Genomic DNA, 21,808 nt, shown 5'->3' on the forward strand with positions numbered 1-21,808 from the left:
ATTTCTTTATCTTTCTAAATCAAGAAACTAGAAATGGGTTCATGATAGCGACTAGTTGAACAGTACGAAGTGCGAAGAATGAAGAAGGCAAAAAGTAAGATTGTTTTTAAATAATAATAAAGTATAGAGCGTATGGAATCCGTTATGGAATTTGGTGATTGGATAGTTTTGGGAATGTATTTCCTAGTCCTAATCGGTGTTGCGGTTTGGGTGGTGCTTCAAAAGAACAAGGATACGGAGGACTATTTTTTAGCAGGTAGAAACGTAGGATGGTTTGTCATTGGAGCATCTATTTTTGCATCGAACATTGGTTCAGAACATGTCGTAGGCTTGGCCGGTACAGGGTTTGAGTCCGGAACACCAATGGCACATTACGAGCTACACGCTTGGATCGTGCTTCTTTTGGGATGGTTGTTCCTTCCATTTTATATACGGAGCGGGGCATTTACGATGCCCGAGTTTCTTGAGAAACGTTTTGATAGTCGCTCCCGATGGTTCTTATCCATTTTCTCTCTTGTAGGTTATGTAATCACCAAAGTTTCGGTAACCATATATGCAGGTGGTATTGTTGTTTCCGAGTTGTTAGGTGTATCCTTTTGGGGTGGGGCTATAGGCATCGTAATTTTTACGGGTATTTACACGATCGTTGGCGGAATGAAGGCGGTTATCTATACGGAAACCCTACAAACTATTATCCTAATTCTAGGATCATTGATCATCACTTTTCTTGGCCTACAGGAAATTGGCGGCTGGACGGCCATGACCGAAACCGTAAAAGAAGTGAGTCCACAACACTTTAATATGTGGCGACCTATGACCGACCCTGATTTTCCATGGACGGGATTATTGATAGGCGGCACCATAGTAGGTATCTGGTACTGGTGTACGGATCAGTACATCGTGCAAAGAACCTTAGCTGCCAATAATATTAAAATAGGTCGCAGAGGGGCTATTTTTGGAGCTTACTTAAAACTACTTCCCATATTTATATTTCTGATTCCTGGTATTATTGCCTTTGCATTGACTATCGAAAATCCTGATGTTTTTAGTGTAGACAAAGCAGACCGTGCTTTTCCAATGTTGGTAAAGACATTATTACCCGTAGGATTAAAAGGCTTGGTGGCCGGAGGGCTTATCGCCGCATTAATGAGTTCATTGGCATCCGTATTTAATTCTTGCTCTACAATTTTCACTATAGACATATATAAAAAAATAATGCCGCAAAAGAGCGAAAAACAGCTTCTCAAAATAGGAAAATTGGCCACGGGGGTAATCGTAATTCTTGGAATCTTATGGATTCCCATTATGGAAAAGATTGGTGGCGGTGTAATGTACCAGTACCTCCAGAATGTACAATCCTATATTGCTCCCCCGGTTACAACGGTTTTTCTACTAGGAATTATCTGGAAAAGGGTGAATTCCACTGCAGCCATTACCACCCTAATGAGTGGACTAGGGCTTCTTATCGCTAGGTTGGGTAGTGAGATATACTACCAGCCAGCAATTGAACATTTTAAACAGACAGGAGAGCAATTAGCCTCTGGTTTTATGTACACTTTTGCCACCATAAATTTTGCTCATATGGCTATTTTTATGTTCATTTTTTCTATGGCCTTATGTATAGGAACATCATTGGCCACCACTGCACCTAATTACCAAACCATAAGAGGTTTGTCTTTTGGAACATTGAGTGCTGAAGATAAGCAGTTGGCAAAGAAAAGCTATGATACTATCGACGTAGTCTTATCGGTATTATTGGTGGTTATCGTTATAGGAATACTCATGTATTTTACAGGTTGATTTTCTTCCTTATCCCATACTTGGTGTCTCGTTCTTCCTTGGATGCTGCTTTTTGGCATTGAACACTTTTGTACTGGTCTTCATGTCAGCATATCTAGGGTCGGGAACGTAGTCTTGTTTCTGCATTTTGATGACTTCAATACTCAAAAAACCGAATTCACTAACCACTTTACCGTAAAAACGGTAGATTCCTTTACCCCTAAAACTATACTGTGCAGCTACAGGCGGAAAAAGAACCGTATCAAAAACTTTTCCTTGCTGATCGATTATTGTTGCAAAATGCATACGCTTTCCCTTACTGGTACTCGTATGCTTAACCGTTACCAGATAGCCATAAATATCGATATGATGATTTAAAAACCGTGGTAGATCATCAACACATCTAGTATTTTTTGGTGCCTCTGCCAATAAAGCGAACGGACTGCAAAGACAGAAACCCAAAAGTTCTAGTTGTGTGAAGGCCATTTCAAGGTCCGTAGTGTGCAATTGCGGAATCTTAAAATTTTGATGCTTTGGCGGAAATAGTTTTGGATGGTCAACTTTTACGTTCTTGTTCAGGAAGAGGTGTGCTTTCCAAAGCAATTTATGTTTGTTTACTCCGGTAAACCGAAATGCATCGATACGGATAAGGATACTGATCTGGTCAACAGTAATAAAGACACGGTCTAAAAAACTTTCTAGGGAACTAAAATTTCCATTCTCCACTCGTTCCCTTAAAATGCGCTCTGCTACACGGTTCTCCAACTCATGGAGGTAACCAAAGCCCAGGAAAATATCCTTTTCATAAATTACATTCTGCGTAAAACTTTTATTGATACAGGGCGGATGAATGGTGGCACCCAGCATCCTAGCCTCATGCACATAGAATTCGGCACGATAAAACCCACCACCGTTGTTAAGCACCGCCACCATATATTCCAATGGATAGTAAGCTCTTAAGAACAGTGTTTGATAACTCTCTACCGCATAACTGGCGGAATGCCCCTTCGCAAAAGCATAACCTGCAAAACTGGCAATCTGATTCCAGATTTCAGAAATCAGTCTTTCATCGTAACCTTTCTTCCTGCAGTTCTCAAAAAACTTTTCCTTTACCTTTTGAAACTCCGCTCGCGAGCGAAATTTTCCGCTCATACCTCGCCGCAATACATCGGCCTCTCCTAGGTCAAGGTCCGCGAAAAGATGCGCTACCTTAATTACATCTTCTTGGTAGACCATAACACCATAAGTATCTGGCATAATATTCAACATCACCGGATGCGCTAATTTCTCTGCCCTGCCTGCATTCCTGTGCCGTAAAATATACTCGCGCATCATACCACTTTTTGATACTCCAGGGCGAATAATGGAACTTGCCGCGACCAGACCCAAATAATTATCCACTTCCAACTTTTTCAACAGCATACGCATAGCGGGCGATTCTACGTAAAAACAACCCATACATTGCGCTGTCTTCACGAGATTATTAATTGTCGGATCTTTTATAAATCTCTTGACATCATGAATATCAAAAGTAACCGCCCCTTTAAACTGATTGTAAGCAATGATCTCTAATGATTCCTTTATTTTAGAAAGTCCTCGTTGTCCTAGAATATCAAACTTAAAAAGACCCACATCTTCGGCGATGACCATATCGTATTGCGTTGTTGGAAATCCTTTGGGAGGCAGGTTGGTCGCCGAAAACCAGTGCAAGGGCTTTTCACTGATCAAGATACCCCCCGCATGGATGCTTAGGTAATTGGGCATACCTTTGATAAGGCGACCGTATTTTAGGACGAGTAACGCTATTTCATCAAGCTTTGAAAAATCGTATTGCCCTTCAGAAAGGGAATCTATTTCGCTTTTTGGCAACCCGAACACTTTCCCCAATTCACGGATAACTCCTTTATCTTTAAACGTTACGTAAGTACCAAGTAATGCTACATGTTCAAAGCGGTCAAAAATATACTGCGTCATTATTGGGCGATCACGATGCGAAAAATCGATATCGAAATCGGGCGGATTTGCCCGGTACAGGTTAATAAAACGCTCAAAATACAGGTCCAGGTCTATAGGGTCTACGTCCGTAATGCGCAAAAGATAAGCAACAATGCTATTGGCACCGCTTCCCCTGCCCACGTAGAAAAACCCTTGTTTCCTTGCATGGGTTACAATGTCCCAATTAATCAAGAAGTAAGAGACAAAACCCATACGCTTGATAAGTTTCATTTCTTTTTCCAAACGTTCCATAATACCTACTCCCCCATCAGGGTATCTGTAGGCCAGCCCCTGATGACATAATCTTTCAATCATTTCCTCATCCTCTTCCCTAGTACCGCAATAGGTTTGAAGATTCTGAGGTTTTCTTTCTTTGGAAAAATCAAAGTGAATACTGCATGAGCTCATCAATCGCTCCGTGTTTTCTAAAATAAAAGGGTATTCGGAAAAAGCGGTCACTAAATCTTTAATAGGGAACATTTTATTTTCCTCATCACTTTCTTCTGTCTTTTCCAACTTACTCAACAAAATATTGTTATCGATGGCGCGGAGCAATCTATGCGCATTAAAATCAGTCTTATTCCTGAAGGTGACGGGTTGTTGGACCACTAACTTATCCTTCAATTTAGACAATCTTGAAAAAGGTAGTTTCCTAAGGTTTGTAATGGATATTCCAATAAATTCATTCGGAGCAAAAACTTTTTGATCATTCTGAAGTACCTGCTCAAAAGGATACACGATATAGGCGTTTTCAAACTTTGGGGCAATGGGAGCAAACACTTTTTCCTCATGGAGGTGTTCTGAAAGAAAATTGTTCAACTCCAGATAACCTTCATTGTTTTTAGCTATCCCTATAAATTGTTGATTTACCCCGTTCCTAAAATCGATTCCCAATAAAGGTTCAATACCATATTCCGGTGCTAACCGCACAAAATTGAGTCCGGCCGAAGTATTGTTAATATCCGTCAGCACCAGTTGTGTCACCTGATTATCTTGCGCCAATTGCAGGAGTACTTTTTCGGAAAAGGTTCCAAAGCGAAGACTGTAATATGTATGACAATTTATATACAAATTGAATATTAGTTGCTAGTTGCCAGTTACTAATTGTTCATCCTTGTAGACAACGAGGAACTAGTAACCAACAACCGTATTATTGTTTTCGGTGCGCAAGCACAATAGGCGGTTGCCCATTGAACGGGTTGTGCATTCGGCCTATGGTATTCTTGCCCATCGCTGAAGCGCGTACTACACTCTTATCCCCATATTTATTTCGGATGTGATCCATTGCTTGGTATAGGCTCAAGGCCTCTTCAGTATCTTCAAATAGATTAATTTGATAATTACCACTGACCAAATGACTAAACCGGATACCTATTAACCGTACTAACAGCCTTCTGTTATAAAGCGTTTTGAATAGCTCCAAAATCTTTGGAATCAGGATATGATCGGCACTCGTGTAGGGGATACGCATCTGCTTGGAATAGGTATTAAAATCGGAATACCTAATCTTAACCGCAATACAGGCCGTTAACTTTTCCCCACGTCTTAGCTGGTATGCTAAATTCTCCGTCATGGCAATCAATAGACCCCTCAATTTTACCACATCAATAGTATCCTTATCAAAAGTGCGTTCATTAGAAATAGATTTACGTTCACAAAAAGGAACGACCGGACTATGATCAATACCGTTGGCACGCTTCCAAATGATTCCTCCGTTCTTACCCAGTACGCGCTGCATAACATCTACAGGCATTTTTTGTACCGTGCCTACTTTCCGTAACCCAAGATTTCTAAGGGTTTGATAGGTTTTATCCCCCACCATTGGAATTTTTTTAATAGAAAGTGGTGCTAAAAAATGTTTTTCGAGTCCATAATCTATTTTTAATTGATTGTTAGGTTTGGCCTGTCCCGTAGCCACTTTTGAGACTACTTTGTTCACGGACAACCCAAAGGAAATAGGAAGTCCTGCCTCATTGATGATTCGTTGCCGAAGCTCGGATGCATATTTATATGATCCAAAAAAACGATCCATCCCCGTTAAATCGGCATAAAACTCATCGATACTAGATTTTTCAAACAGTGGTACGTACGCTTTAATAATATCGGTGACCACATCAGAATGGGTACTATAGGTACCTGCATTACCTTTGATCCTAATCGCTTCAGGACAGAGTTCCTTTGCCATTTTCATGGGCATTCCGGAATGTATGCCAAATCCCCGTGTTTCATAACTACAAGCTGCCACCACGCCACGGTCACTGAGGCCTCCGACAAGTATAGGCTTACCTACTAAACGGCTGTCCAGTTTACGCTCTACGGACACGAAGAAAGTGTCTAAATCTAAATGTAAGATAGTTTTTTGCATAAGCATCCTGAAAAAGGGATAGCTAATTTATGGAATAATTCCTATTTTTTGGATTATTTCCAATAAATAAAATATACTTTTTTAAATTGAATACTAATACCCAACATTTTAAGGCAATTAGCGTTAAGTAAAAACCAAACCATTAACTTGTTGTTAAAGTCAAAAGTCTAACTTTATATTAGCGTTTTTTCATACGTATCTAGATTATGAAATTCCCCCATATCCTTTCTTTCAGTTTTTTATTTATAAATCTCTTTTCTTGCTTTTCTCAAGAGGGGAAATCTGCGATTACCATCAATTATCCTACTCAAGGAACAGTGTGGTCCATACCCGAACTAGTGAAATTAGAGTGGGATGTTGAGCATATAGATACTACAAAATCTACACGCTTCTTTCTGGTTCGTGATGAAATGGTAGTTCAGGAACTAGGCTCCTATGAGAATAATGGTTTAGCGGAAAATATAGCACTAGCCAAAAATATTGGGTCTGGAGATAGATACCAAGTTGTTGGTATTGAATTATTTCCTAATGACAAGTATAACATCGCAAAATTTGTAACCCCATTTTTCTCTATTGTAAACGCGGCCTCGGATGCACGAAAAAAAGAACAGGAACAAGCATCGCAAGCAGCTATAGTTCCCAAGAAAAAAAGAGAAAAAAGAAAGAAGAGACCGAAAAAACAACCAAAAACCAAAACACAAAGTACACCAACGGCGATTACAAGCTCAAAAGAAGAAGCTAAGCCAAACATCAGGGAAGAATTTGAGGGCAGAAAAATATCCTACACCAAAGAACTGAGTTTTACCAATGAAGACATTAGTATTAAAATATGGGACCACGGCAGGCAAGACGGGGATATTGTATCCATCTTTTTAAACGGTAATTCTATTGTGTCCAAACACTATCTGACTTATTGGAAAAGAGAATTCAAAGTAACCCTGGACCCCAATAAATCCAATGATCTTTTCCTGTACGCACACAATCTTGGCGATGCACCTCCAAATACGGTATCTATAGAGATCACAGATGGCGCCAAATCTGAAAACATCATCCTTAATTCCGATTTGGAAAGCTGTGAAGCGGTAATGATAAGTGTAAAAAAGTAAAAAAAGCCGAGACACAAATCTCAGCTTTTCTTTTAAGTACTCGAGGTGGGAATCGAACCCACACTCCGAAGAACTGGATTTTGAATCCAGCGCGTCTACCAGTTCCGCCACTCGAGCTTTCCCAAATAGGACTGCAAAACTAAAAAATATTTTGGTTTCACACCTAAAAATATAAACATTTATCCTTTAGCAACTCAAATTAATTTTTAAATTTGCACCTCCTTAGAAAACACCTGTGCTGAGCGCAGTCGAAGTAGGGACTTCCATGTTTCAGAGGTCACAATATATTTGATTATGCCATATCAAGTTCCAGAACCAAAAATATTTGCTTGTACCCAAAGTATGGTACTTGGCAAAAAGATAGCAAAAGCCTATGGAATGGAGCTAGGTAAAGTCATTACATCACGTTACAGCGATGGTGAGTTTCAACCTTCTTATGAAGAATCTATTAGAGGCACACGAATCTTTATCATTGGCTCTACCCATCCCGGCCCTGAAAACCTAATGGAAATGTTGCTGATGATAGATGCGGCAAAGAGAGCCTCCGCAAGACATATAACGGCGGTCATGCCCTATTTTGGCTGGGCACGCCAAGATAGAAAAGACAAACCTAGGGTTCCTATCGCTGCAAAGTTGGTTGCGAAAATGCTTGAAGCTGCAGGGGCAACACGCATTATTACTATGGATCTCCATGCAGACCAAATTCAAGGTTTTTTTGAAAAGCCCGTAGACCATTTATTCGCTTCAACACTGTTTTTACCCTATTTAAAGAACTTAGGCCTGGAGAATCTTACTATTGCCTCCCCTGACATGGGCGGATCGAAAAGAGCTTACGCCTACTCTAAAGCCTTGGAAAGTGATGTTGTGGTCTGTTATAAACAACGCGCAAAGGCCAATGTAATTTCGCATATGGAATTAATAGGTGATGTTCAAGGAAAAAATGTGGTACTGGTGGATGATATGGTAGATACGGCAGGCACATTGACCAAGGCGGCCGATTTGATGATGGAAAGGGGCGCTATCAGTGTACGAGCAATAACAACACATGGTCTGTTGTCGGGAAATGCTTACGAGAAGATAGAAAAGTCTAAATTAACAGAATTGATCATTACAGATTCTATTCCGATAGAAATAAAAAGTGATAAAGTAAAGGCATTGAGTTGTGCTGATCTAGTTGCTGATGTAATGCATAAAGTACATAACAACAACTCTATTTCCTCCAAGTTTTTAATGTAGCTTCGGCTGCGCTCAGCTACCGATGCTGAGATAATCTAGAGGAAATAAGGTGACTGTGCGTAGTCGAAGTCACAAATTAGTTTTGAATTATTAATTTTTAATATATATAATGAAGTCAATTACAATTAAAGGATCAGAAAGAGAAAGCGTGGGCAAAAAGGCAACAAAGGCCCTACGTAATGCTGGAATGGTTCCTTGCGTAGTATACGGAGGGGAAAAACCACTACATTTTTCAGCACCTGAATTAAGTTTCAGGGATTTAGTGTACACCGCCGCCGCACATACCGTAAAGGTTGACTTGGGTGAAGGGCAAGTAAGAGCAATTATGCAGGATATTCAATTCCATCCTGTTACAGATAAAATCTTACATATTGATTTTTACCAATTATTCGATGATAAAGAGGTAACCATGAACATTCCTGTTCGTCTTCAAGGGAACTCTCCTGGGGTTAGAAACGGTGGTCGTCTTTTATTTAGAAAAAGAAAACTGGCCATTAAAGCCTTACCGGACAAACTTCCCGATTTCTTCGATATTGATATATCGAAATTAAAAATTGGCCAAAATATTTCAGTGGCTAGTTTGTTAAATGACGATTTTACCATCTTACACCCAGATAGTACTGTTGTAGTGCAGGTTAAAACTGCTCGTGCCGCCGTTGCTGTTGATGAAGATGAAGAAGAAGGAGAAGAAGGTGCTGAGGGTGCTGAAGGCGCCGAAGGTGCAGATGCTCCTGCAGCCGAAGCAGCTCAAGAATAAGAATTTTAATGTAAAGTTGATAGAAAGCATCCGCCAAATGGTGGATGCTTTTGTATTTTTATATGTCATAAACCATATAAAAGTCAATGTTCAAATATTTTTTATCGTTATTTGGTCACGATAATTTGTTGCTAGAAGAGAAAGACAGTATGAAAAAGTTTTTGATAGTGGGTCTTGGAAACATTGGGGATGAATATGCTGAAACAAGGCACAATATTGGTTTTAAGGTGTTGGACAATTTGGCGAAGAAAAAAGAATTTACCTTTGAAACCTTAAAGCTTGGTGATTTAGGCGTTTATAAGCTGAAAGGCAGAAGCATCCTTTGTCTAAAACCATCTACATACATGAACCGGAGCGGTAAAGCCATTAAATATTGGATGGATAAGGAGAAAATACCCTTGGAAAATATACTCGTAATTACGGATGATATCAATCTTCCGTTCGGTACTATTAGAGTTAAGACCAAAGGCAGTGATGGCGGACATAATGGATTAAAAGATACGCAGGAATATCTACAGACCACAAAGTATAATAGGTTTAGGTTTGGTGTAGGGTCCGATTTTGGTAAAGGAAGACAAGTAGAGTATGTCTTAGGCAAATGGACCGAAGATGAAGAACTTGCTTTAGAAGTACGGTTAAACAAATCTGTAGAACTTGTAGATTCCTTTGTGCTATCAGGTATTTCTAGAACTATGAACCAGTTTAACGGTTCGTAAGTAAGCTATAAAACCTTAAAACTATAAATTCCGGAGTTTGTGGCATTCCCTTCTTCATCCTTAGTAATAACACTCCAATAGTATACGGTATTGGAGGCCACACTAACTTTTAGTGTAGTCTCATCTTCATCAAGGGTGCCTACTAAGTCTGCGGGTGGTGTTTCAACAGAAAGATATACTTCATATTCCAGAATATCGTCATCAAGGTCGGAAGCTGACCAAGACAGACTAACTTCGTTATTTACATCCTTAAAGACATTTTCTGACATCCTAGGGTTTAGGATATCGGCAGGGAAAGGAGCAAAAGTGGTCCTAGAACCGGCATTATAAAAATTCCAGATTTGACTGGAAACCGTTTCCGGCACCTCATTGTTCTTAGATTTTACAAACCAAGAAAATGGCTCCCCTTTTGCAATAGGTAGTCTTGCCGATGTACTGGCGGTATTAATGGTTTGTACGGTACCCGTATTACCATTGGTAACCCTAAGCTCATAAGTATCTACATTGATTCCCTCTTCCCATCTAAATTCTACTTGACTTGTTTCCGCATTTAAACTTTGACCCGTAGTACATTCAGAATTCCTATCCGGAAAAATAAGTTGCACCTGCCCCGGTGGTTTTGGACTGTTCTTCTTCTTACAACTGGTAATTATAAAGAGAGAGACTATGAATAGTAAAATATAGCGTATCATCTTTTAATCAATTTTACGGTTCCCTTGCTATTCTCACCAAGAAACTGAACATAGTACAGTCCCGTTGAAAGTTCGCTAAGATCAATTCGTGTCACCGGTCCATTAAGCGTTAGGCTATCACTTTTAACCAATCTCCCGGTCGCACTAAAAACCTTCAAAATTACCTTTCCGGACTCCATACCCAAATACGCTTCAATAAAATCTGTAAATGGATTTGGAAAAACCACGGGTGAGCTATTACTAGCGACTATAATCTCTTCCTCGTAAATCCCCTGGCAAGGTAAATTAGTAGAAACCTTTAAAATATTAGCGCCATCCTTCAAGTCCAAAGTTATTTCGGAAAGTTCCGTTTGTTGTACAACACCATTTAGTGCTACGTTGTACAAGGCTGAACCTTCTAAACTAACTGTCAACTGATTACTGTCTAAAGCAACGATAGCACTTACTTCTAGGATATCTGGCTCTGTAATAACAACATCTAAGCATTCTTCCTCATAGACTATGGTCCCGTCTGTACCATTGATACAAATAGCATATGTTCCGGCACTTAAATTTGGAAGTACAAATGAGTCCGTAAAATTTTGAACAACATTAACCCCCGCTCCAGTAACCGTAACTTCATAGTCTAATCCAATCTTAGCCTCAATTTGAATTTGTCCGTCATTATTTGTTCTACAGGTTTCACTTTGTAGACTTACATTGAAATTTTCCGTTGGAAATCGGAATATAGGACATCCGGACGCATCTACCTCTTGACCCGTAGGAGTATCCAAGCAAAGGTCATCTCCATCATCAAAAACCCCGTCATTATCAGCGTCGGGCCTAAAATTTCCTTCTACACAAACTTCCAAGGCAAATGCATTTAACCTTCCCCCATCCGAAGGGGCATTATCCTTCACTTCCAATATCCATTCCCCTAAGATAGATTCTCCATTGAAAGAACTTAAGGAACCTAATGGCCTAACCGTACCATTTACCGCAGGGTTTCCGGTACAGGTAAATGGCAAGGCGTCATCATCAAAAACCGCATTAATATTACGCGCTTCCCCACAGGAACTAGAGACCAAAACTACGGTCGTACCTTGAGGTGATGTGAGGCTTACCACCAAATCCGCTAAAAAACTATGTTCTATATCTAGATTTACATTCAAATCTGCCAATGGAAGGTCTTCAAAAAAAGATATCCTCGAAATTATGGTCGGCGTTCCGCTAGATGAAATGTCCAGTGGAAGTCCAAAAGCATCTTGTGAAATACAGTTGAAATCTATGGTAGTGAAAGTTCTAGAAGCGCCAAAAACCCCTTCCCCACAACTATTGATCGGTTTTACCCTCCAAAAGTACTCGGTATTGTTTTCCAAGGCAGTTGGCATATACACATTGTTACTTACCGTAGGAGATTCAACAATATTGGTAAAAGATGCATCAGTGGCAATTTCTAGCACATAAGCTGTATTCTGAATATTGGACTCCCATTCCAAAGTAAGGTCTTTGGACGCATTCAAGAATCCGTCCGTTGGAGCCACCAATTGCACTTCAGTAAACGTAGTATCATAAAGATTTAAAGTAATCTCCAGCTCCTTGGTAAAAGTGGGTGCTGTAGCCCTTACCGTTAAAGGGTAGTTCCCTATGGGCACGCTATTGGTTCCGGTAAAAGTTATGGAAATAGGCGTATTATTGGTGTTTGCAGTTGGTGATGAAAATGTTGCATTTAAGCCAGGAGGCAAGGATACTATGCTGAAGGTACTTTCTTCTGAGAAACCTAGATAGGTCTCATAGTTAAAATCAACTACCAAATCATCTGGTTTACATATTTCATATTCCAAGGCATCGAAATTGAGAACAATCTCCGATGCGGTAATAGTGAAATCAACACTGTTAATAGCGAAAAATATGTTGTTGTGGGCTCTTACCATAAACCTGGCCGATGACGTAGGCTGTGCCGGAATAACGACGTCATGAGTGCCATCGTTGGGCACATTTTGAGCGACTATCGTCGGATAGGTCAACCCTCCATCTATCGATAAAAAAATATCAACAGTTTCTGCAGAAACAGGAGCCAAATTGGTATTGGCGACATCCCAGCTAATAGTTTGTACTTCGCCTGCAACATATGTGTCTGGCGCGCTTTGCGAAGTAACTATAAAGGGCCCGGCATCATTACTGACCAATACTGCAATTTCATCAGATACCAGTTGTCCACCGTTCAACGCATTGTCCCTAACGGTTAACGAGAAATTCAAATTTCGCTCTACACTTGAAACTGTTTCCCAAGCATCTCCCAAACCTGGGTTGGTCTGGGTTAAATTACCTGATAAAATTCTATCTATATTTGGGAAATACCGTTCCGGAACCGTTGTAGGTGGCAAAGAGCGAAACATAGCTCCTGTAGGACTTGTAGGTCCAAAAGTGGCTTGAGTAACTATGCCGTTGTCTATTTGTTCCCAAGCATAAGTGATAATATCCCCTACATCCGCATCCGTGGCGTCCCCTGTTAGGACAAAAGCCGTAGTCTTCGGGATAATATAGTTCTGAACCGGGTTAAGAACCGGCGGAACATTGGTCAGCGCCATGGTCTCCCCACACGACACCGTTTCCAGATATTCCCTAATTTGAAGAATACTGGAGTAATGAAAATAGTCGTCGCTATTAGAGGCAACATTGTTGGCCCCGGTAATACCTGCATAAGCCATTATGGTAGTTCCGCTACCAGGCTCTACTTGAACAGAAGTGCCCTCTGAAAGATGAGAAAAGGTGTGATTTGCACCAAATTGATGCCCCATTTCATGCGCTACTAAATCAATATCAAAGACATCTCCCTCAGGATCGGAAAACGTGGTATACGCACTCCCTTTTCGATTATCCCTACAGACTGAACCGATGAAACCTGAGTTACCATCTAGTGTATCGTCTTTTTGATTGAACAGATGACCGATGTCGTAGCTCTCTTCACCAAGAACACTTGTAAGAACGTTTTGGGTCTGAGAACTTAGGCTACCCGTAAACGGATCGGTTTCCGAATCTAAATAGATGACCTCGTCCGTAGTTCCAATAAGTTCCAGCGTAACTCCTAAATCACGCTCAAAAATACCGTTTACACGTGTAAGTGTTGCATTAATGGCCGTTAGAGCACCAGCCTTTGTGCCGCCGTGATAATTCGTATATTCTCCAGAGGCAGCTATGGCCACCCTAAATTTTCTTAAGGTCTGGTCATCGACCAGCTTTGCAGTCGATGATAAACTTTGTTCAAGAATTTTAGGCGAGGTTTTGCAGATAAACCCAATATCCTTGGCATTATGGTTATTGCGATTATATAGCACGTAGGTTTGACCTATACTCTTTTCCATGAACAACATTCCCTTCTCGCCGCGCCCTGTCATCATACTTTGGATGCCCTTGGGCGAAACACTAAAATGAATTCTCTTGGTGCTATTATCCATACTTACACCTCGATACGACTTTATATTTGGATATTTTATGGACAGTTCCTTAGAAAATACATTGGCCTCAAAAACTTTAAAAGCAATCTGTTTGCCATTATCGTCCGGAAAATAAACGATGGAACCGGTCTGGACGTTATTTTGAGTGAGCTTCGCCCGAAAAAGTGAATCGTCTAAACTAAAAACTTTAACCTCTTCTACCGCCAATTTATTACGTACTATTCGTTTATTGGCGTCACTTAACACTGCATCATTCCAATAATTACTTTGCGCAGTACCATAAAAGGAGAAAAATACTATGGTAATTGAGAAAACTAGACGTAATTTTGTAACCATTGAGGGGGCTTTTATCTCAATATCAAATATAGTTCTTTTATTTTCCATCATAGGTGAATACAGTCCGTAGCATTTCCAAATATAACCAACAACATCCTGTTGCCATTACCATTGGCACTTTTGATGGCGTTCATATTGGTCACCGGAAAATACTGGAAAGGGTCATAAATCATGCCAAAGATGCCGAACTGAAATCTGCGGTGCTTACCTTTTTCCCCCATCCGAGGATGGTACTACAAAAAGATGCGGATATTAAATTGCTCAATACCATTGATGAAAAAACGACCATCCTCAAAAAAATGGGTCTGGATATTTTGGTTATTCATCCGTTTACCAAGGAATTTTCTAGACTATCCGCAACTGAGTTTGTTCGAGACCTTTTGGTAAATAAACTCAAATCAAAGAAAATTATCATTGGTTACGACCATAGGTTCGGGAGAAATAGAAATGCCAATATCACAGATCTCATCTCTTTTGGAAACACACTGGAATTTGAGGTAGAGGAAATACCCGCCCAAGAAATCGATGATGTATCCGTAAGTTCCACAAAAATTAGAAAAGCACTTGATAGTGGTGATATCGTAACGGCGAATATGTATTTAGGGTATGAATACATGCTCACCGGAACTGTCCAAAAAGGTAAAGGATTAGGTAGACAGCTCAATTTCCCTACGGCCAATTTAGCTATTAAAGAAGACTATAAACTTATTCCAAAAACAGGTGCCTACACCGTAAGCAGTGTTATTGACGGTAACACTGTTCATGGCATGATGAATATTGGCTATAATCCTACGGTAAACGGCAAGAAACAAACCATAGAAGTTCATTTCTTTGATTTTGAAAAAGACCTGTACGAACAGGAAATACAAGTGAATATGCTACACCGACTTAGGGACGAACATAAATTTGAGTCTTTGGACGCACTCAAGCAACAACTTGCGATAGACCGTAAAAACGCTCTCGAATTCATATCCAAATAAGTATGTTGAACAGGTTGTTATTTCAGAGAATAGACAACAGTCCGCTACTAATTTTTAGAATCTTTTTTGGTATACTTATCTCATTAGAGTGCTTTGGAGCCCTCATTACAGGCTGGGTCAAAAAAAATCTGGTAGAACCGCAGTTTACTTTTCCGTTTATTGATTTTGAATGGCTTCAAAACCTTTCAGGGCCAGGCATGTATCTCTACTTTGCCATTATGGGAACACTGGGCATTACCATCGCCCTTGGCTATAAATATCGTTTTAGCATCATAGCCTTTACACTACTGTGGACAGCGGTGTATCTTATGCAAAAAACGGCCTACAATAATCATTATTACCTATTGATATTGATTGCATTGTTCATGTGTTTTTTTCCAGCACATAAAAACTATGCCATAGATGCAAGGAACAGTGCGGCACCGAACCAAAATTCCATGTATGGTTATGTCAAATGGATTATCGTATTACAGCTTCTCATCGTTTACGTGTATGCCTCGGTGGCAAAATTATATGGAGATTGGCTAGATTTTGGTATGATTAAGATTCTAATGCGTCCTAAAGCCGATTACTTTTTAATCGGTGAAATTCTGCAACAACCTTGGGTGCATAAAATAATTGGTTCGGCGGGCATCCTGTTCGACCTACTGATTATTCCTGCCTTGCTTTGGAAACCCAGCAGAAAAATTGCTTTTTTTCTATCCATCTTTTTTCACTTGTTCAATTCCATCGTTTTTCAAATTGGTATATTCCCCTATTTGTCCTTAGCTTTTAGTGTTTTCTTCTTCGAGACAGAAACAATTCGAAAAATTTTCTTTAAAAACAAGATTCCATTTTTCTCTAAAAAAATAAGTCAGCCCTCTTACAAACAGGCATTTCTGGTAGGGTTTGGGATTTACTTTACGATACAGTTGCTCTTGCCTTTACGGCATCATGCAATTGAAGACGATGTGCTTTGGACGGAAGAAGGACACCGCATGAGCTGGCGTATGATGCTTCGCAGTAGAAATGGTAGAGGTCAGTTCAAAATTGTTAATCATACCACAGGTAAACAGATATTTGTCCGTACAAACGACTATTTAAACCGTGGTCAAAAACGCAAGGTATTCTCCTATCCTGATTTTGCCTGGCAATTTGCCAATTATATGAAAAAGGAATTTTCAAAGAAGGGCGAAAGAGTTTCTGTATACCTCGTTGAATCTACGATCAGCATCAACGGGAGACCCTATGTTCCTTTTATAGACCCTAAGGTCGATTTAACAAACACTCCATGGAATCCCTATCGGCATCATGAGTGGATATTGCCTTCGCAACTATCCAATAGACCATAACGTGCCTATTTAATCGATATACATCACAAAGGTAGCTGTATTAAATCATAAGATTAGCTTAAATTTGCACTCTTAAAGATTTCACTCATGTTACAGCTACAGGCTATCCGCGAGCAAAAAAATGAAATGGTAGACGCACTTAAAAAGCGAAATATCGATGGAAATTCCTTGCTTGAAAACGTTATTCAGTTAGACGATAAAAGAAGAGCCACTCAAACACGTTTAGATGCGGTACTAGCGGAATCCAATAGTCTTTCTAAGGAAATCGGAATCCTTTACAAAACCGGAAAGGCTCAAGAAGCAAGCGTTCTAAAAGAAAAAACAGGGGGTCTAAAGGAAGAATCCAAAAAACTGAGCGAGGATTTAAGTATTGCGGCAGAGGAGCTCAAAACGTTACTCTATCAAATTCCTAATATACCACACGTTTCCGTACCCAATGGAAATACCGATGAGGACAATGAGGAAATCTTCAAAGAAGGTGTTGTTCCTGAACTTATAGAAAATGCACTACCGCATTGGGAATTGGCTAAAAAATATGACATTATTGATTTTGAATTAGGTGTTAAAATAGCTGGGGCAGGCTTTCCTGTTTATAAAGGAAAAGGAGCGCGACTACAACGTGCCTTGATTACCTATTTCCTTGATAAAAATACCGAGGCAGGCTACACGGAGATACAGGTACCCCATTTGGTTAATGAACTATCAGGCTACGGAACGGGACAATTACCCGACAAAGAGGGCCAAATGTACCACGTTACGGCAGACGACCTTTATCTAATCCCGACCGCAGAAGTCCCCGTGACCAATATTTTCAGGGATGTAATAGTGGACGAAAAGGAATTCCCAATTTGCTATACGGGATACACCCCATGCTTTAGGAGAGAAGCGGGTAGTTATGGTGCCCATGTTAGAGGGTTGAACAGACTACATCAATTTGATAAGGTTGAAATTGTACGCGTAGAACACCCTGAAAACTCCTATAAGGCTTTGGACGGCATGGTAGAACACGTTAAGCATATTTTACGCGAACTTAAGTTACCGTATAGAATTTTACGTTTGTGCGGCGGAGATTTAGGTTTTACAGCGGCCTTGACCTACGATTTTGAAGTATTTTCTACCGCTCAGGACCGTTGGCTAGAAATAAGCTCCGTTTCCAATTTTGAAACCTATCAGGCCAATCGATTAAAACTTCGCTTTAAAGACGAGAACGGGAAAAGTCAATTAGCACATACCCTAAATGGTAGCTCCTTGGCGTTGCCAAGGGTCTTAGCAGGAATTTTAGAGAATTATCAAACGGCGAATGGCATTCAAATACCAGAAGTACTGGTTCCCTATTGTGGTTTTGATAAGATAGACTAGTTTACAAATCATTATATTTTATCTTATAGGATTCCCATTGGTATCCCATTTGAACCCGCCTAAAAGCATAGATATTTTCACCGTCCGTTCGTACGTTGATGATACCGGGTAGAATTTTTTTAAATCGCTGTCTTGCTTCAGCATTTGCAGCAGAACTGGAAAAATCCAAACCATCCATTGTAGTAATTTCAGAATTAGAATGAGCCTCGGCCTCGGTATCTCCCGCATCTACAAAAAGAGCTGAAAGTTCCGTTGAAAAAATAAGTGGCATTCGGCCTCTTCCCGCCAGTCCCAGTCCCCCTAAAAATACAGCGCGCGGATGACCGTGGTCTGGTGTCTCACCAGAGGATACCACTGTAATCATAGGATGCACATGATGAAATAATTCTTGCGAGAATTCGTGACTCCCATGGTGCGGGGCCTTAAAAATTTGAGCGTTTATCTTTAAGTTGTTCCCGGGTATATTTAATAGATGTTCGCTCCCCTCCACGTTCAGATCCCCAGAAAAGAAGGTACGCACGTGTTTGTAATCCATCCTGAATATGAGGGAGTGTCCGTTAATAGTATGCGATTTACCTCCAAACCACTTCAATGTATTATCCTCCTCAAATACGGGCCCTAGTATCTCCAATTGTACACTAGCATCACCTACTGGCAGAAACCCCTGTGAGGCGTCCAGTCTTCTATAATTGGCTCGTGATGCCTTCACTGCATCGATCCATTTCTTGAAACCAGGTTTTAATTGTTCGCCATCCAAATCCTGTACCGAATCATGAATAGTAGTGAGTTTGTTGTTCACCATAGTTCCCAATTCCGTATTATGACCAGCTTCGTATAGACCTATTCCATTATGGTAGATATTCTTCACTTCTATTCTAGGGTGTTTCAATAAGGGTATAAGTCCCACAACATGGTCCTTATCGGCATGACTCAGGAATAAATGGTCTATGACTACCTTGTTACCGGGTTTGTCCAATCTATATTTCCAGATTAAAAAGCCCAATGCCCTATCCTTTAGACCACCATCCACCAGAATTTTTTTGTTGTTCGGGGTAACGATAAAAGAGGCATCACCTTGTCCAATATCCAAAAAGTAGTATTCAATACTGCGTTGCGGTGACATTGGCGTATTGGCCGCTATACTTCCTTGTCGACCCCTATAAACGGTATCCCTCCTCCCCGTGACCGTTCCATCTTGCGTAGGGTCTACTGCTAATTCATCTCCATGGATGGCAACATAACTAACATCTGCTTGACCGTTATTAAAATAGAACCGTTTCGTTTTTGAGCTTAAAAATCGTTTTTCCATTCTATAATTTTTTTTAGTTACGTTATATCGTATTCTAAAGTTACGTCTTTATAAAAATTGACGTACGCTTTGTTTGTAAATGGCCCTATCTTTTGTACATCTGGCAAGATATATTCAAAAGCTACAGCACCTTTTACTGGAATTAGCGAACACTTAACAGATTGTTTTCCCAAGCTTGCTTAAATTTGATAAATTTCCGATATGCGGTTGTTTCTACTACTATTGCTGTTATTTTCTATTTCTCTTGGAGCTCAAGAAGACTTTCTTGCAAAACAGTATTTTGCGGATGGTGATTTTGAAAAGGCACTCGTTTTTTACGAAAAACTGGCGGAGAAAAATCCCAGAAGAACAGACTATCAACAGGGTTTAATTTCCTGTTACCAACAATTACAAAGGTATAACGACGCAGAAGAATTTCTCTTGAAACAGTTGAAGCAGAGGAATCCACACCCAAGTCTATTTATAGAATTAGGCTATAATTATACCCTACAGGAGATGCCCGATAAGGCAAATGAGTATTACACACAAGCCCTACAGATTATTGAGCAAAATCCCAATTATGGTTATGCCCTAGGATATCAGTTTCAGAAATACAGCTTGTTAGATAAGGCTGTTTTAGCTTATACTAAGGCAATGGAGTTGAACCCGGCCCTTGATTATAGCTTTCAATTGGCGCGATTATACGGCGAGCAAGGAAACATTGACAAAATGTACCGCTCCTACTTGGATTTAATAGGCAATGGAAAAACCTCAAAGTCCAACATTCTTAGGAATATAGATGATTTCATTACCGAAGACCCCGAAAACTATAATAATACCCTTCTCAAGCAAATTTTACTTGAAAAGGCACAGAAGACACCGGAAATTGTCTGGAACGAACTTTTGAGTTGGTTATTCGTACAACAAGAACAATATAGCAGTGCGTTTAGACAAGAAAAAGCAATTTATAAACGTATGGATGGCAGCACAACGGTACGGCTAGAAAATTTAGCCCAAACCGCACTTGATGAGGAGGAGACCGAGATTGCCAGGGAAATATTTAATTACATTGTTAAGGAAACGGGAGATGAAGTTACGCGCTTGGAGGCCAACCTCAATTTGTTGGATATTGAGCTATTAGAGTCAACAAAAAGCGATTACCCTTCCATTCAAAAAAAGTATGAAGAACTTATAGACACCTACGGATATAGAACCCAAACCCTGCAATTGCAGGTGGCCTATGCCAAATTTCTGACCTTTAAAAAGGATAGTCCCGAGCTAGCGATTAAACTACTAAAAAATAGTTTAGAGTTACCCCTTAACGATAGGGGAACGGCTTACCTAAAATTAACCTTAGGGGACATTTTGGTCTATGACAGAAAATTTAACGAGGCTCTTATCTATTTTTCACAAATTCAAAAAAAATTAAAGAACGATGTCCTAGGTCAAAACGCTAGGTACAAAGTTGCCGAAACCAGTTTTTACAAAGGAGATTTCGACTGGGCACTGACCCAATTAAAAGTACTACGCGGTTCTACTTCTCAGCTCATTGCCAATGATGCTATGCAGTTAAGTCTTTTGATTTCTGACAATTCATTGGAAGATTCCACCCAAACTGCATTAAAGAAATATGCCAGAGCAGATTTTTTAGCGTATCAGAATAAGACGGAAGAGGCCATTGAAGGCTTAGAGGATATACTACAAAATCATAAAGGGGAAAAAATAGAGGATGAGGCACTACTAAAACAAGCACAACTTTTTGAAGCACAGAAAAAGTATGAATCCGCCGAGTTCAATTATAAAAAAATAATAGAATTTTACGGTAATGGCATTTTGGCCGATGATGCCCATTTTGCGTTGGGAGAGCTATATCGAAAAACATTTGATAAACCCGAAAAGGCAAAAGGACACTATGAGAAGATAATTTATAACTACCAAGACAGCTATTACTTTCCACAGGCGCGTAAGAATTTCAGAATATTAAGGGGAGATGCCATTAACTAAAGACCCGTCCTAAATGCTTCTCAAGGGAAGGACTTTTAACTCTAAAATAAATTATCTTGGAAGATTTAAACAAATATATACTAATCCTCTCCCCTTTGGAGAGATAAGAGAGGGGCCAATGTACATCTATAACGTTACTACGAATATTGAAGAATCCGCTCACGATCATTGGGTCAAATGGATGAAGGACAAACACATTCCGGATATGTTGGATACCGGTAAATTCATTAGCGCAAAGATGAGTAAGGTACTCGTTGAGGAAGATATGGGAGGGGTAACTTATTCCGTACAATATTCCGTTTCCGACAAGGAAACTCTCTACCGATATTATCAAGAAGATGCGCCAACACTAAGAGAAGAAGCCAATACCCTTTTTGCAGGTAAGTTCGTTTCCTTTAGAACAGAATTACAAATTACACACGAGCAA

14 protein-coding genes, 1 tRNA gene and 1 pseudogene are annotated in these 21,808 nt (G+C 40.0%); 10 read left to right on the top strand and 6 right to left on the bottom strand.

The window, feature by feature from the left end; all coding sequences use genetic code 11:
- The first annotated feature begins 132 nt into the window (after positions 1–132).
- Complete coding sequence (locus EJ994_RS11300) at positions 133–1,800, top strand: sodium:solute symporter (RefSeq protein WP_126592533.1); 1,668 nt, start codon at positions 133–135, stop codon at positions 1,798–1,800.
- A 9-nt stretch (positions 1,801–1,809) separates the two neighbouring features.
- Here EJ994_RS11300 and EJ994_RS11305 read toward each other — a convergent pair whose 3' ends face one another.
- Both EJ994_RS11305 and dinB read right to left on the bottom strand, forming a co-directional pair.
- On the bottom strand, positions 1,810–4,845 hold the full coding sequence (locus tag EJ994_RS11305; RefSeq protein ID WP_126592534.1) for a DNA polymerase III subunit alpha: 3,036 nt from the start codon (positions 4,843–4,845) through the stop codon (positions 1,810–1,812).
- 79 nt (positions 4,846–4,924) lie between these two features.
- Entirely contained in the window at positions 4,925–6,139 is a 1,215-nt protein-coding gene (gene dinB, locus EJ994_RS11310) for a DNA polymerase IV (protein WP_126592535.1), read from the bottom strand.
- Between the two features lie 206 nt (positions 6,140–6,345).
- Between dinB and EJ994_RS11315 the strand changes: the two genes are divergently transcribed.
- On the top strand, positions 6,346–7,245 hold the full coding sequence (locus EJ994_RS11315) for a hypothetical protein (RefSeq protein ID WP_126592536.1): 900 nt from the start codon (positions 6,346–6,348) through the stop codon (positions 7,243–7,245).
- Positions 7,246–7,282: 37 nt separating this feature from the next.
- Here the strand turns inward: EJ994_RS11315 and EJ994_RS11320 are convergent.
- Positions 7,283–7,362, bottom strand: a tRNA-Leu gene (locus tag EJ994_RS11320).
- A 177-nt stretch (positions 7,363–7,539) separates the two neighbouring features.
- On the opposite strand from EJ994_RS11320, the gene EJ994_RS11325 reads away from it, so the two are divergent.
- The 3 genes from EJ994_RS11325 to pth all read left to right on the top strand — a co-directional run bounded on the left by EJ994_RS11325 (position 7,540) and on the right by pth (position 9,954).
- Positions 7,540–8,481 (top strand): ribose-phosphate pyrophosphokinase, encoded by a 942-nt coding sequence (locus tag EJ994_RS11325; protein ID WP_126592537.1) that lies wholly within the window; start codon positions 7,540–7,542, stop codon positions 8,479–8,481.
- 109 nt (positions 8,482–8,590) lie between these two features.
- Positions 8,591–9,238 (top strand): 50S ribosomal protein L25/general stress protein Ctc, encoded by a 648-nt coding sequence (locus EJ994_RS11330; RefSeq protein ID WP_099572954.1) that lies wholly within the window; start codon positions 8,591–8,593, stop codon positions 9,236–9,238.
- Positions 9,239–9,324: 86 nt separating this feature from the next.
- Positions 9,325–9,954 carry an aminoacyl-tRNA hydrolase gene (pth, locus tag EJ994_RS11335; RefSeq protein WP_126592538.1) on the top strand — a complete coding sequence of 210 codons (630 nt, stop codon included), beginning with the start codon at positions 9,325–9,327 and terminating at the stop codon, positions 9,952–9,954.
- 5 nt (positions 9,955–9,959) lie between these two features.
- Here pth and EJ994_RS11340 read toward each other — a convergent pair whose 3' ends face one another.
- Both EJ994_RS11340 and EJ994_RS11345 read right to left on the bottom strand, forming a co-directional pair.
- Positions 9,960–10,646 carry a hypothetical protein gene (locus tag EJ994_RS11340; protein ID WP_241240771.1) on the bottom strand — a complete coding sequence of 229 codons (687 nt, stop codon included), beginning with the start codon at positions 10,644–10,646 and terminating at the stop codon, positions 9,960–9,962.
- Positions 10,643–14,419 (bottom strand): reprolysin-like metallopeptidase, encoded by a 3,777-nt coding sequence (locus EJ994_RS11345; RefSeq protein ID WP_126592539.1) that lies wholly within the window; start codon positions 14,417–14,419, stop codon positions 10,643–10,645. The genes EJ994_RS11340 and EJ994_RS11345 overlap by 4 nt, the downstream gene beginning before the upstream one ends.
- A 53-nt stretch (positions 14,420–14,472) precedes the next feature.
- Between EJ994_RS11345 and EJ994_RS11350 the strand changes: the two genes are divergently transcribed.
- The 3 genes from EJ994_RS11350 (at position 14,473) to serS (ending at position 18,089) form a co-directional block, all read left to right on the top strand.
- A complete protein-coding gene (locus EJ994_RS11350; protein ID WP_126592540.1) occupies positions 14,473–15,399 on the top strand; it encodes a bifunctional riboflavin kinase/FAD synthetase in 927 nt (308 codons plus the stop codon).
- Positions 15,400–15,401: 2 nt separating this feature from the next.
- Positions 15,402–16,730: an HTTM domain-containing protein gene (locus tag EJ994_RS11355; protein ID WP_126592541.1), complete on the top strand. Its 1,329-nt coding sequence runs from the start codon at positions 15,402–15,404 to the stop codon at positions 16,728–16,730.
- Positions 16,731–16,817: 87 nt separating this feature from the next.
- Complete coding sequence (serS, locus tag EJ994_RS11360; RefSeq protein WP_126592542.1) at positions 16,818–18,089, top strand: serine--tRNA ligase; 1,272 nt, start codon at positions 16,818–16,820, stop codon at positions 18,087–18,089.
- 1 nt (position 18,090) lies between these two features.
- Here serS and EJ994_RS11365 read toward each other — a convergent pair whose 3' ends face one another.
- On the bottom strand, positions 18,091–19,398 hold the full coding sequence (locus EJ994_RS11365) for a ComEC/Rec2 family competence protein (protein WP_126592543.1): 1,308 nt from the start codon (positions 19,396–19,398) through the stop codon (positions 18,091–18,093).
- A gap of 201 nt (positions 19,399–19,599) precedes the next feature.
- Between EJ994_RS11365 and EJ994_RS11370 the strand changes: the two genes are divergently transcribed.
- Together EJ994_RS11370 and EJ994_RS17615 are read left to right on the top strand one after the other, a co-directional pair.
- Entirely contained in the window at positions 19,600–21,381 is a 1,782-nt protein-coding gene (locus tag EJ994_RS11370) for a tetratricopeptide repeat protein (protein ID WP_126592544.1), read from the top strand.
- Between the two features lie 118 nt (positions 21,382–21,499).
- Positions 21,500–21,805, top strand: a pseudogene (locus EJ994_RS17615) (DUF4286 family protein); the annotation flags it as partial.
- Positions 21,806–21,808: the final 3 nt, after the last annotated feature.

The sequence above is a fragment of the Maribacter sp. MJ134 genome (genome assembly GCF_003970695.1).
Taxonomy (GTDB): Bacteria; Bacteroidota; Bacteroidia; order Flavobacteriales; family Flavobacteriaceae; genus Maribacter.